The following is a 12,606-nucleotide window of genomic DNA, read 5'->3' on the forward strand; positions in this document are numbered from 1 at the left end:
TTATTGACATATATTAGAAAAATATGCATACAAAATAAAAAAATTAGAATTTGTTTGAAGTTTATGCTATAATATCACTGTACTTTTAAGTGAGGAGAGAAAATATGGGCAAAAATGTACAAAAAGAAATATTAAGCTGGATATTTACTATAGCTCTTGCTTTTTTAATTGCAATGTTTATAAGAACTTATGTTTTTGAATTGGTAGATGTACCCACAGGTTCAATGTTAAATACTATTCAAATAAATGATAAATTTATTGTAAACAAGTTTATATACAGGTTTGAACCTATAAAACGAGGAGATATTGTAGTATTTCGTTTTCCTGACGACCCAAAAGTTAATTTTGTAAAAAGAGTTATTGGCATTGGTGGAGATGTAATTGAAATAAAAAATGGTCAGTTAATAAGAAATGGAAAAGTAGTTAAGGAGCCCTATATAAAAGAACCTATGAAAGGCAATTTTGGACCATATGTCGTCCCACCTGGTCATTATTTTATGTTAGGTGATAATAGAAATGAGTCTATGGATAGTAGATTTTGGCAGCACAAGTATGTATCAAAAGACCAAATTTTGGGTAAAATAGTTTTTAGAATTTGGCCTCCTGATCGAATTGGTTCTATGTCTGGAAAATAGTTATTGAAAGTAGTGTTATAAAGTAGTATAATATTAAAAAACATAATATTGTCGGCAATGAAGGGACGAGTAGTAAGTATAAACTTTTAAGAGAGCTGGTGGTGGGTGCGAACCAGTAAGTTTTACTTATGAATTCCATCCCGGAGCTAAGGTGTAATGACCTTCGGGCGACCGTTAAATCATGTGGAGGGCTTATTTAAGCCAAAAGAGGGTGGCAACACGGCATTCCCGTCCCTTTATGGGACGGGAATTATTTTTAAGGGAGGTGTGGTAAAGTGTTAGACGTAAAGAGGATAAGAAATAATCCAGAGGCTGTAAGAAGAGCTGTAGAGCTTAAAGGAGAAAAAGCAGATATAGATAGGTTTTTAGAATTAGACGAAAAAAGAAGACAAATGCTAGTGGAGTTGGAAACATTAAAAAATCGTAGAAATGTGGAATCAGACAATATTGCAAAACTTAAAAGAGAAGGCAAAGATGCTAGCGATTTGATTGCTGAAATGAAAGAATTATCGGATAAGATTAAAGAAATGGAACAAGAGGTAAAAGAAGTAGAAGAAGAATTGGAGCGAATTTTATGGACAATCCCTAATATACCTCATGAGAGTGTTCCAATTGGCGATAGTGATGAAGATAATGTTGAAATAAGGAGATGGGGAGAACCGAGGAAATTTGACTTTGAACCAAAACCTCATTGGGAAATAGGGGAGGAATTAGGTATATTAGATTTTGAAGCGGCTGCAAGAGTTACAGGTTCTAGATTTACTTTTTATAAAGGTTTGGGGGCACGACTAGAAAGAGCACTTATAAACTTTATGTTAGATTTACACATTGAAAAACATGGCTATACTGAAGTGTTTCCTCCCTTTATGGTACATAGAAGAAGCATGTTTGGCACAGGTCAACTTCCTAAGTTTGAAGAGGATGCTTTTAAAGTTTACGGTACAGACTATTTTTTGATACCAACGGCAGAAGTGCCTGTTACTAATATGTACAGAGACACAATAATAGACGGCGATAAGCTTCCAATATACCACTGTGCTTATAGCGCTTGTTTTAGACAAGAGGCAGGTTCTGCAGGAAGAGATACGAGAGGGCTTATAAGGCAGCACCAGTTTAATAAAGTTGAACTTGTCAAATTTACAGAGCCAGACAAATCCTATGAAGAGTTAGAAAAAATGACTAGAGATGCTGAAGAAGTATTGCAGGCGTTAGGACTTCCTTACAGAGTAGTGGCCATATGCACAGGAGATTTAGGCTTTACTGCTTCTAAAAAATACGATATAGAAGTGTGGATGCCAAGCTATGGACGATATGTAGAAATTTCTTCTTGTAGCAATTGTGAAGACTTTCAAGCAAGAAGAGCTAATATAAAGTATAGGCCTAAAGACGGTGGAAAGGCTCAATATGTCCATACTTTAAATGGCTCTGGAGTTGCTGTAGGAAGAACTTTTGCTGCAATATTAGAAAATTATCAACAAGAAGATGGATCTGTTGTAATACCAGAAGTTTTAAGGCCATACATGAAAGTAGATGTGATAAAGAAATAAATATATTGTTTTCCAATATTATACTATATAAGCATATTGACAATAAAGCTGGGGTATGATATACTTTATATCGTCCCAGCTGGGAGAGGTGTCCGAGTGGTTTAAGGAGCTGGTCTTGAAAACCAGTGACTCCTTCACGGAGCCGTGGGTTCGAATCCCACCCTCTCCGCCAGAAAGTTAATATTTTTTTATGAGCAACTAACGTGGAGAAGTACCCAAGATGGTGAAGGGGCGGTCCTGCTAAGACTGTAGGTCGGGGATAACCCGGCGCGAGGGTTCGAGTCCCTCCTTCTCCGCCATTTTATTATAGTGTTATAGTGTTGCTCTATTTTTCATAGAAAAAATACAAAGTAGGCTTTTGCCTACTTTCAGACTGTAGACAAACTTTCGTAAAGGAGATATTTTGCATAAGGAACGACTTGTGACAAAGCGGCAACAAAACTTAGCGAGACCAAGGGTGGAGGCAGGGCCGAAGCCATGGATGGCGAAGGCGGGCACCTTAAGGCATGGATGCCGATTGTGCCCGGTACCCTGCCGGAACCTGAAGGTCGAGTTTAGTTTTGTCGCTTTGGAACATCGGAGCAACGATGCAAAATATCTCCTTTGAATATTTTTTAACTTTGTCAACAAACTGAAAGTAGGCTTTTGCCTACTTTTATTCTTTGTCTTTGCCTAATATAACTGTCACATCTACATTTGCATCAGGAGAGATATCTTTTTCTACATTGGTTATAAAAAGAGTTTTTGCGACTTTTTCAGCCCTTTCTTCATCTGTTCTTGCATATACATGGGAAGAAGTAAAAGTCATGCCAATGACGTTTCCGATTTTCACAACGTCAAAACCCTCATTTTTTAAAACTTCAGCGTACTTTGTGGCAAGCCCTGGTATTCCTGCACCGTTTAACACTTCTACTTTTATGTTTTTGTTTTCTGCAAAAGATGTTGTTGAAGTATTTGAGGTTGAAACCTCATCGCTAAAAAGTTCTTTTACTATTTCTTGAACTTTTATATTGTCTACAAAGAAATAGCTGGTATTTCCTTCATATCGGCCTTCTCCGGGAAGAGCCATTGCATTTATAGTCGAAGGCTTGTCTTTTATAAATTGATAAGCGTATTGAGTTATCTCAGAGGCGGTTAAGTCTGTTTTCAAATATTGACTGACTGTTATTGCTAAAGAAGGTACTTTTGGTAATATTGAGGGTTGCAGCATTTTTTTTAAGAAAGCTTCGAGAAATTGATGCTGTGCCTTTATTCTTCCAAGGTCACCGTCTACATAACCATGTCTATATCTTACAAACTGAATTGCCTTTTCTCCATCTAATACTTGCCTACCTTTTTTTAAATCTATATGAAGAGGGGGATTTGCACTGTTGTCATCGTATTTCATGTTAAAGGGTACATCGACTTCTACTCCCCCGATTGTATCTATTATTTTTTTGAAACCTTCATAATTTAAAATTACATAATTATCAATTTTGATACCTAATAAATCTTCTACTGCTTTTTCTAGCCCTTCAATTTTTCCTTCAGAAAAGGCAGCATTTATTTTTTTCTCTTCTGGAGCGTTAAATCCTGGCCTTGGATAGTATGTATCTCTTGGAATTGATAATATATTTATTTTTTTGTTTACAGCGTCATAGTTTATTACAAAAATAGTATCTGATAAATTGTTTTCATCACTGCCTACAAAAAGAATGTTTTTCCTTTCTATAGCTTGCTCTTTATTTTGAGACTCATTTTTACTGACGGTAGAAGTATTTTTTTCATGAGAAGCAGGGACATGAATATTTTTATAAAATATATAAGTTCCCACACCAAGGGAAAGGACAATACCTATTATAATAAGAATTATTATTTTTAATATTCTTTTCATGGTTTTTCCTCCTATAACTACCGTACCATTATTTTGTTTATATAATGAATATATAGCATTTTAAAAATTAAAAGTCAATTAATAGAATGTTAAAAGTTATTAAATATTTATTAAGTTTATTCTCCTTCTTTCTCTATTTAAAGACTACATATCAAGATTATGATATAATTAATAAAAAGAAAAGCTATGAAAAAGGGGTGCTGAGTTTGAAAAGACCTAATATTTTTTTAATTTCTTTTATCATTTTAATTTTTGTGATTTTGGGAATTATTGTGAGTTTTATAAACATCCTCGTGGATTTTCAATGGTTTTCTGATTTGCATTATCTTAATGTATTTTTTAAAAAATTTTTGACTCAGCTTACAATGGGTGTGCCGATTTTCATTCTTGTATTTATGGTGTTGTATTTTTATACAAACAAGATAATAAGAGATTATGTTAACTTTGCACAGGATATAATCGTTAAAAAGAATATTAACATATATAGAAGATTGGGTATTGCTATTTCTCTATTAATTGCACTATTTATAACGCTATATGCAGCGACAAATTGGTGGAATGATTTATTGTTTTTTGTAAATTCTGTAGATTTTAATGAAACTGACCCCATATTTCATAAAGACATTAGCTTCTATATGTTTAAGTTACCGCTTTTTTATGATATTTATAATCTTTTAATTGTGTTTATACCTGTGATGATAGTTGTCGTAATAATCGCGTATGGACTAATGTACTTGTCTGATAAAACAAGGTTTTATGAGATTTCAGACAGAGACGGAAATTTATTTAAAGCCATTTATAACAAAGACATTTTAATAAAAGCATTTAAAGAAGTTGTCCTCTTAGGATTTATCTTTTTTGTACTCATGGGCATAGGGTATTATTTAAAAGCTTTTAAACTTTTGTATTCTACCAAAGGTATAGTTTTTGGAGCGACTTATACTGATATTCACGTTTCACTGCAGTTTTACAGGGCACTTGCAATAATTTCTTTTGTAGCAGCTATTTTACTTTTGATAGGATTTTATAAGAAAAATATAAAATATATAGTTGCTGCTCCGGCTATTATAATAATTTTAGCAGCCATAATGGTGATCACTGAAACAGCCGTTCAGAATTTAATTGTTTCTCCTAATGAGTTAGACAAAGAAAAAAAATATATAAGCTATAACATAGAATACACAAAAAAGGCTTTTGGGTTAGATAGAGTAACAGAAAAAAATTATGATATGAAAAAAGAGTTAACTCCTAAAGTTTTGGAAGAAAATAAGGCTACTATTGATAATATAATGATTAACGACTATAGACCAGTTAAACAGGCGTATAATCAATTACAAGCGATAAGGCTTTATTACAAGTTTAATGACATTGACATAGATAGGTATACAATAAGTGGAAAGTACAGGCAAGTATTTTTAGCAGCAAGAGAGATGGACCATGAGAGTTTATCTCCTCAAGCAAAAACATGGATAAATTTGCATTTAAAATATACCCATGGCTACGGTGTAGTAATGTCTCTAGTCAATGATGTTACACCAACAGGCCAACCGGCTATGATAATAAAAAACATACCACCTTCTACTAATACTGATATAAAAATTGATAGGCCTGAAATTTACTTTGGAGAACTTACTAACGATTATGCAATTGTAAATACAAAAACTGGAGAATTTGATTATCCTTCTGGAGACAAAAATGTCCAGACAAATTATAAAGGAACTACAGGTATACCTATGACATTTATAAACAGGATACTTTTTAGCATATATACAGGGGATGCAAGAATTTTATTGTCTACTGATATAACAAAAGACAGTAAGATACTCATATATCGCAATATAGAGCAAAGGGTTTCTAAAATAGCTCCTTTTTTGCTCTATGACGATGACCCTTACATTGTAATAGATAATGGTAAATTATATTGGATAATAGACGCTTACACTTATTCTGCCAATTATCCATATTCTCAGCCTTATGGGAGTATGGGAATCAATTATATAAGAAATTCTGTGAAAGTAGTAGTAGATGCTTATAATGGAGATGTTAAGTACTATATTTCAGACAATAATGATCCTTTAATAAAAGTATATAGCAAAATCTTCCCTACATTATTTAGAGATATAAAAGAAATGCCTCCTGGTTTGAGACAGCATATAAGGTATCCTCAATTTCTATTTGACATTCAAGCAGAGGTTTATAAAAATTATCACATGACTGACCCACAAGTGTTTTACAATAAAGAAGACGCATGGGATATTGCAAAAGAAAAATTTGAAGATAAAATAGAGTACCAAGAATCTCAATATATGATAATGAGGTTACCTGGGGAAAGCAAGGAAGAATTCATTTTGATGATACCTTATACTCCTGCTACAAAAGCTAACATGGTGGCTTGGATGGCAGCGAGAATGGACGGAGAAAATTATGGCAAACTTATTTTATATAAATTTCCCAAAAATACCATTATTTATGGACCTTTGCAAATAGAAAACATGATTGACCAGGACCCTAATATTTCTAAAGAGTTAAGTTTGTGGAACCAACAGGGCTCAACAGTCAGCAGAGGAAATCTCCTTTCGATCCCGATTGATGATTCTATGCTTTATGTAGAGCCTTTGTATATACAGTCGCAAAATCAGAATGCATTGCCAGAAGTAAAGAGAGTTATTGTAGCTTATAAAGACCAGATTGTAATGGAAGATACTTTAAAAAATGCTTTAAATAAATTGTTTAACCTGAATACTCAGCAAATATCTCAGCAAAATGTACCTTCAAATACAGCAAATGATACACAAAAGCAGCTTATAGAGAAGGCTCATGAAACATATCAAAACGCTATGGAAGCAGTTCAGAAAGGAAATTGGTCTGATTTTGGAAAATATATGGAGGAATTAAGGAAGATATTAGATGAATTAAATAAAAGTGTGAAAAAATAATATAAGGGAAATAAAGCAAAGTTACAATTGCAATTGAAATTAAAATGTGTTATTATATATTATAGCTTAAGCGCCCGTAGCTCAATTGGATAGAGCGTTTGACTACGGATCAGAAGGCTGGGGGTTCGAGTCCCTCCGGGCGCACCATTTTGAGAGATTGAAGGTATCGGAATTGCGCCGATACCTTTTTTGATTTTTATATTTTTCATGCATTCCCAGCAAAAGCTCCAAATATTATTGAAGGCATAACATCATAATAGATAGAAATGACATGTCTACAGGTGACTTATTAATATTGTATACTAACATTAAAACAGCAATTCTATCTACCAATTTCCTATATCCGAAATTATCTGCAATGATATAAAAAACCAGTATTTCTATTTTTATTCATATTTTTCACCTTTTTACGAAGCAAGTAAGTAGGCACTTTTGCAATATTAACATCCAATATTTTCTTTTTATATTTAGGTATCTATACAAACCTGTAATTCTCTTTGCTTCATTTTTAGCATTTTTCTAATTTTCTTAACTATTTCACCTGGTGTTAGAAATTCCGATTATTTGGACTTAAGCGACATTATTTTGTACAAAAGTGCCAAATTTCCTCCATTGGTGTAAGTGGTTATTAGTGGTATAATGATAATGGAAATTGCTAAAAAGTTAACTTTTGTTACAAAATGGTTGATGTCAGTTGATGTTTTGGCAAATAAAAATTTTATGGTGGGGTGGTAAAAATGGCCAGTGTGACATTGCAAAATTATTATGACATTGTTATAGCAGGGGACTCTATTTCAAGGGGTGTAGTATACAGCGAAGAAAAAAATAAATATGTTATATCAGATGTAAATTATGTAAATTTACTAAAGAATAACATAAAAGGAACAGTAAAAAATATTGCTAAGTTTGGGAACACTCTTTTAAAAGGTATTGACACTTTGAAGAGGTACTTGTCAAAAGATAAACCTGATATAGTTGTAATAGAATTTGGAGGAAATGACTGTGATTTCGACTGGGAAGAAATTGCAAAGAATCCTTATGATGAGCATAGACCCAAAACAGATTTTTATATTTTTAAAGAAAAGCTTAAAGAATTGATAAAATCCTTAGATGATGCAAACATAATTCCTGTGTTAATGACATTACCTCCTTTGGATGCTGACAGATATTTTAAATGGATAAGTAAAAACAGTGAAGAGATGGGCAAAAACATTTTAAAGTGGTTAGGCAGTGTGACTAAAATATATTGGTGGCAGGAAAAGTATAACTCAGCTATATTGAGTATAGCTGAAGAAACAAAAACAAGGCTTATTGATATAAGGAGCGCTTTTTTGGATTACCCAGATTTTAGGCAATTTATTTGTGCAGATGGTATTCATCCTAATGAAAAAGGCCATAAAATAATAGCACATAAGATATATGAGTATCTGCAGAGAAATTATACATATCTTTTAAAAGAGTAAACATATAAAGATTAATCCAAAATTTAAAAAAAAAGATAGCAAAGACTTATGTTGTAACGATATCCTTTTATTTTTATCAAGGAAGTAAGGAATCTGTGACAATCTATTTTTGTATTAAATAATAATTTTGCTACAACTATTATAAAAGTTGAACAAAATTAAAAAAATTTTGTTGAGAATGTTTACTATGAATGTTTTGTGTGATATAATTTCAAGTGGAAATAATATATACCTCCCTAGAGTAAGGCGGTAATAAACGACGATACAGCTGAGCTTTATACGTGATACTAATGAAAATGGAGGTGTGACTAATTGACCAATTTGTTATTTATTTGGGTAGCGATGTTTTTGGTATGGACTGCATTGAATGCGCCACTATCAGCCCAAAAAACTATTTTTGGAATTATTTTATCATTTTTGATTGCAGTAATTGCTAATGTATATGATAAAGAGCAAAAAAAATTTAAATTAAAAACTTTTTTTTATTTGATTAAATATTTCCTCGTGTTTTTAAAAGAACTTGTCAAAGCTAATTTGAATATGGCAAGAATAGTTTTGACTCCTTATTTACCTATTTCGCCTAAGATTTTCAAGGTTACAACAAGCCTTAAGTCTCCAATAGCAAGAACATTACTTGCAAATTCTATAACTTTAACTCCAGGAACAATATCTGTAGAACTTGATGGGGATACATTATACATTCATGTGGTTGAGGGTGATAAAGTAGAAAACGTTGAAGATTTAAAAGGACCCTTTGAAAAGATTTTAAGGGAGGCTTTTGAATGATAATAAATGTTATTTTAGGATTAGTGATTTTCGGTCTTTTATTAAGCTTTATAAGGTTGGTAAGGAGCAGTTCAATTGAAAGCAAAGTGGTTGCTATTGACATTATGACAACTATTTCTTCGGGACTAATAGTGATTTTTGCTTTTATAAGCGATAACGGGTTATTTTTAGATGTGGCGCTAGTATATGGTATTTTGTCTTTTATTGGGGTTGTAGCAATAGCTCGTTATTTAGAAGGAGGAATTTAGTATGCAGTATATTGGATACTTTTTCTTGCTTATTGGAGCTGTTTTTTTAGCGCTAGCAGGTCTCGGAATATATAGGATGCCGGATGTATTAAATCAATCTCAAGCGGGGACTAAAGCATCAACTATGGGGATTGTTGGATTGTTTGTTGGTTTTGCTTTTCTCAAGCCATTGTGGGCACCCAAGTTAATTCTTATGGCATTGTTTTTTCTTTTTACTTCGCCGATTGCTTCACATGCAATATGTAAGGCAGCGATAAAGAGAAATAAAGCAAAATTTATATTAAAAGAAAATGCTTTTTCAAAAGAAGGTGAGTAATATGTTTTTATCAGTAATTATTGCGGTTATTATGATATTTGGTGCTATGTGGACAATTGTAACTGAAGATTTATTTAAAGCTATTGTTATATTTGCAATAGTATCCCTTTCTTCTTCTATAATGTTTTTACTTATGCAGGCGCCAGATGTTGCTATAACGGAAGCGGCTATAGGCTCGGGCATAACTACTGGGCTATTTATTTTCACATACAAAAAAGTGGAGGAGGAAAAAGATGAAAGATGAAACATCTGTATTAGTAAATATTATTGCTTTTTTAATTCTCTTTGTGATAGGAATTTATATATATAGTGTAGCTATTGATACAGGAGCAGGAATAAAAATAACGGATAATATAACTCCTACCATGAGGGTGGCCGATAAATATCTAAACAAGAACGTGTTAGATGATAATAGCACATATCAATGGGGAGGTACAGCTGAAGATACAGCTGCTAATATTGTAACTTCGGTTGTTGTTGATTATAGATTATTTGATACAACTCTTGAGGTAATAGTTTTATTTATTACAATATTAGGTTTTGGCTTTGTTATTCCTAAAGACAAGAGAAAGATAATTAAACCTACTACTATACTTAACAGGTGGGCGCCAATTCTGATGCTGCTTATGCTTATGATAGGGGGATACACATTTATTAATGGACACTTATCTCCTGGAGGGGGTTTCCCGGCAGGTGCTATTATATCGACGGCTATTTTGACGGGTGTTTTGACTGGAAGGAGAACAATAAGTCAAAAATCCCTTAAAATAATAGAGGCAATAACAGGTATATCAATATTTTCCATCGGAATCATAAGTTATTTTCTAACTGGTAGCTTCTTTCAGAATTTTATATTAAATGACAAGATAGGAGATCTATTTTCAGGTGGATTGATACCTATATTTTATGGTCTTATAGCATTTAAAGTTGCTGCTGAGCTTTCAAATATCTATTTTGAATTTTATGAGGAGTGATGTTATGACGCAAGTTTTTATACTGTCCTCCCTTTCTCTTATGTTTATAGGTCTATATGGAGTTTTGACGAGAAAAAATTTACTAAAAATAATTATAGCGCTAAATATTATAGAAACAGGTATCAACTTACTTTTGGTTTCCTTTGGATACATTGATCATGGAATAACACCTATTTTAACTTCACAGGAGAGTATACTTAACCTAAATAAAATGGTAGATCCAGTTCCACAGGCGATTGTTCTTACATCAATAGTTATAGGCTTGGGAACAACTGCATTTGCTTTAGCATTGGCAATACGATACAAAATTACTCATAATTCTATTTCGATAAATGCATCTGAAGAGGAAGAGGGAAGAGGTATATGAATAGCATAGTTTTTTTAGTTGTAATACCAATTATTGCGGCGTTTTTATCTTTATTTTTAGGCAAGGTGAATAAATTAATTGCATATATAGTTACAATTTTTAACTTATCTTTTTCTATAGTTGTCCTTGTAAGTGGGAAAATACCCTTTAATGTTGCAATTGGAGGTTGGAGGGCTCCATATGGAATAAACTTTGTTGTTAGTGATATCACAATTTTCTTTTTACTACTTATTAATGTAGCAGCAGTTCTTTCACTGACAACAATAAAGGAACATATGGAGTACCAATTCTATGCTTTCTATTTTATACTACTTGCTGCGACTAATGGTATGGTTTTGACAGGTGATATATTTAACTTTTATCTTTTTACAGAGCTTACTACCTTTGCAATTGGAGGACTTGTGGCGTACAAAAGAGATAGATTAGCTACAGGTGCATCACTAAAATATTTAATATTATCATCAACTGCATCTACTTTTAGCTTAGCAGCAATAGGCCTCATATACAAGACTTTAGGGACTCTTAATTTCGCAGACATAGCCAGCAAAATTTCTAATTTAAACAAAGCATCATTATCTTTAATTTTAATACTCTTTATTTCTAGTATGCTAGTTGAACTAAAGATTTTTCCATTTAACATTTGGGTTGTAAAGGCTTATGATGCTTCTATTCCAGCAGTAAATCTTTTTCTTCATGGGATGGTTAGTACTGCCGGTGTATATGGGGCAATAAGAATACTTCTTATGGTATTTTCAAAAAATAGTATAATGTTAAGTCAAAGTAGCAACATAGCAAACATTTTAATATTGTTAGCTTTTATAACAGTAATAATAAGTGAAATTGGAGCTTTGACAGAAAAAAATTTAATTAAAGTTTTGGCGTTTTCCTCTATGGCACAACTTGGTATATTCCTGTTTGGAATAAGTTTAGGCAATTATGAAGCACTAAAAGGAGCATTTTATATAGTTATATCAAACTATTTTGCGAAATTTGTAATGTTTATTGTTGCAAAAAATTATTCTGTTATTGCAGGAAGCAGAAATTACGAGGACATGAAAGGATTAGGGAGAAAATATCCTGGACTCGCGATAGCTTTTACAATATCAGCTTTAAGTCTTATGGGAATGCCTTTTTTCGCAGGATTTTGGGGTAAACTTTCCATAGTTGGAAATGCACTTTTAATGGACAAAATTGCCATTATAGGTGTAATAATAATACTGATTTCCTCTGTAATTGAAGGTGTTTATTATCTTAGAATATCTCATACATTTTTTAGTGATGGAAATATTCAAGACACTAAATTATCAAGGATTAATTGCGTGCTACCAATAATTTTAGCGGCGGTTATTTTGATTATAGGGATATATCCAAATTCAATTGAAAATATAATATGGACGATGATAAATGAAATACAGAATACACCAGAAAAATATATACAAGTAATTTTGCCTTTAAAGTGAG

At 32.5% G+C, this 12,606-nt stretch carries 12 protein-coding genes, 3 tRNA genes and 1 other annotated feature; of the genes, 14 read left to right on the forward strand and 1 reads right to left on the reverse strand.

Annotation, left to right across the window (positions count from 1 at the left end; all coding sequences use genetic code 11):
* The first annotated feature begins 104 nt into the window (after positions 1-104).
* From lepB to M663_RS0100775, 4 genes are all read left to right on the forward strand, one after another.
* On the forward strand, positions 105-635 hold the full coding sequence (gene lepB / locus M663_RS0100760) for a signal peptidase I (protein WP_004399479.1): 531 nt from the start codon (positions 105-107) through the stop codon (positions 633-635).
* A gap of 48 nt (positions 636-683) precedes the next feature.
* Positions 684-874, forward strand: a binding site (T-box leader).
* A gap of 36 nt (positions 875-910) precedes the next feature.
* A complete protein-coding gene (serS, locus tag M663_RS0100765; RefSeq protein WP_003869969.1) occupies positions 911-2,182 on the forward strand; it encodes a serine--tRNA ligase in 1,272 nt (423 codons plus the stop codon).
* An 82-nt stretch (positions 2,183-2,264) separates the two neighbouring features.
* A tRNA-Ser gene (locus M663_RS0100770) sits at positions 2,265-2,354 on the forward strand.
* A gap of 33 nt (positions 2,355-2,387) precedes the next feature.
* Positions 2,388-2,481, forward strand: a tRNA-Ser gene (locus tag M663_RS0100775).
* A gap of 356 nt (positions 2,482-2,837) precedes the next feature.
* Here the strand turns inward: M663_RS0100775 and M663_RS0100785 are convergent.
* On the reverse strand, positions 2,838-4,055 hold the full coding sequence (locus tag M663_RS0100785) for an LCP family protein (RefSeq protein WP_029687594.1): 1,218 nt from the start codon (positions 4,053-4,055) through the stop codon (positions 2,838-2,840).
* 206 nt (positions 4,056-4,261) lie between these two features.
* Between M663_RS0100785 and M663_RS0100790 the strand changes: the two genes are divergently transcribed.
* From M663_RS0100790 to M663_RS0100840, 10 genes are all read left to right on the forward strand, one after another.
* Positions 4,262-6,991 carry a UPF0182 family protein gene (locus tag M663_RS0100790; protein ID WP_019907113.1) on the forward strand — a complete coding sequence of 910 codons (2,730 nt, stop codon included), beginning with the start codon at positions 4,262-4,264 and terminating at the stop codon, positions 6,989-6,991.
* A gap of 70 nt (positions 6,992-7,061) precedes the next feature.
* A tRNA-Arg gene (locus M663_RS0100795) sits at positions 7,062-7,138 on the forward strand.
* A 590-nt stretch (positions 7,139-7,728) separates the two neighbouring features.
* Positions 7,729-8,454, forward strand: coding sequence for an SGNH/GDSL hydrolase family protein (locus tag M663_RS0100805; RefSeq protein WP_004399473.1), 726 nt, complete (start codon positions 7,729-7,731; stop codon positions 8,452-8,454).
* A gap of 312 nt (positions 8,455-8,766) precedes the next feature.
* Positions 8,767-9,240 carry a Na+/H+ antiporter subunit E gene (locus M663_RS0100810; protein WP_004399472.1) on the forward strand — a complete coding sequence of 158 codons (474 nt, stop codon included), beginning with the start codon at positions 8,767-8,769 and terminating at the stop codon, positions 9,238-9,240.
* Positions 9,237-9,488, forward strand: a complete 252-nt coding sequence (locus M663_RS0100815) for a monovalent cation/H+ antiporter complex subunit F (protein WP_003869964.1) — start codon at positions 9,237-9,239, stop codon at positions 9,486-9,488. The genes M663_RS0100810 and M663_RS0100815 overlap by 4 nt, the downstream gene beginning before the upstream one ends.
* Position 9,489: 1 nt before the next feature.
* Positions 9,490-9,804: a monovalent cation/H(+) antiporter subunit G gene (mnhG, locus tag M663_RS0100820; protein ID WP_019907161.1), complete on the forward strand. Its 315-nt coding sequence runs from the start codon at positions 9,490-9,492 to the stop codon at positions 9,802-9,804.
* Between the two features lies 1 nt (position 9,805).
* Positions 9,806-10,048 (forward strand): hydrogenase subunit MbhD domain-containing protein, encoded by a 243-nt coding sequence (locus tag M663_RS0100825; RefSeq protein ID WP_004399469.1) that lies wholly within the window; start codon positions 9,806-9,808, stop codon positions 10,046-10,048.
* A complete protein-coding gene (locus tag M663_RS0100830; protein ID WP_004399468.1) occupies positions 10,038-10,778 on the forward strand; it encodes an MnhB domain-containing protein in 741 nt (246 codons plus the stop codon). Before M663_RS0100825 ends, M663_RS0100830 begins: the two co-directional genes overlap by 11 nt.
* Positions 10,779-10,782: 4 nt before the next feature.
* Positions 10,783-11,145 (forward strand): cation:proton antiporter subunit C, encoded by a 363-nt coding sequence (locus M663_RS0100835; protein WP_004399467.1) that lies wholly within the window; start codon positions 10,783-10,785, stop codon positions 11,143-11,145.
* Entirely contained in the window at positions 11,142-12,605 is a 1,464-nt protein-coding gene (locus M663_RS0100840) for a proton-conducting transporter membrane subunit (protein ID WP_004399466.1), read from the forward strand. Before M663_RS0100835 ends, M663_RS0100840 begins: the two co-directional genes overlap by 4 nt.
* Position 12,606: the final 1 nt, after the last annotated feature.

Origin of the sequence: Thermoanaerobacter sp. A7A (assembly GCF_000445185.1) — a bacterium.
Classification (GTDB): Bacteria; Bacillota; Thermoanaerobacteria; order Thermoanaerobacterales; family Thermoanaerobacteraceae; genus Thermoanaerobacter.

What these genes read in the sequence shown, in the direction of transcription:
- M663_RS0100825 (WP_004399469.1), top strand. Translation starts at nt 9,806, where the DNA reads ATGTTTTTATCAGTAATTATTGCGGTTATTATGATATTTGGTGCTATG.
- M663_RS0100805 (WP_004399473.1), top strand. Translation starts at nt 7,729, where the DNA reads ATGGCCAGTGTGACATTGCAAAATTATTATGACATTGTTATAGCAGGG.
- M663_RS0100830 (WP_004399468.1), top strand. Translation starts at nt 10,038, where the DNA reads ATGAAAGATGAAACATCTGTATTAGTAAATATTATTGCTTTTTTAATT.
- M663_RS0100840 (WP_004399466.1), top strand. Translation starts at nt 11,142, where the DNA reads ATGAATAGCATAGTTTTTTTAGTTGTAATACCAATTATTGCGGCGTTT.
- mnhG (WP_019907161.1), top strand. Translation starts at nt 9,490, where the DNA reads ATGCAGTATATTGGATACTTTTTCTTGCTTATTGGAGCTGTTTTTTTA.
- M663_RS0100835 (WP_004399467.1), top strand. Translation starts at nt 10,783, where the DNA reads ATGACGCAAGTTTTTATACTGTCCTCCCTTTCTCTTATGTTTATAGGT.
- M663_RS0100785 (WP_029687594.1), bottom strand. Translation starts at nt 4,055, where the DNA reads ATGAAAAGAATATTAAAAATAATAATTCTTATTATAATAGGTATTGTC.
- lepB (WP_004399479.1), top strand. Translation starts at nt 105, where the DNA reads ATGGGCAAAAATGTACAAAAAGAAATATTAAGCTGGATATTTACTATA.
- M663_RS0100815 (WP_003869964.1), top strand. Translation starts at nt 9,237, where the DNA reads ATGATAATAAATGTTATTTTAGGATTAGTGATTTTCGGTCTTTTATTA.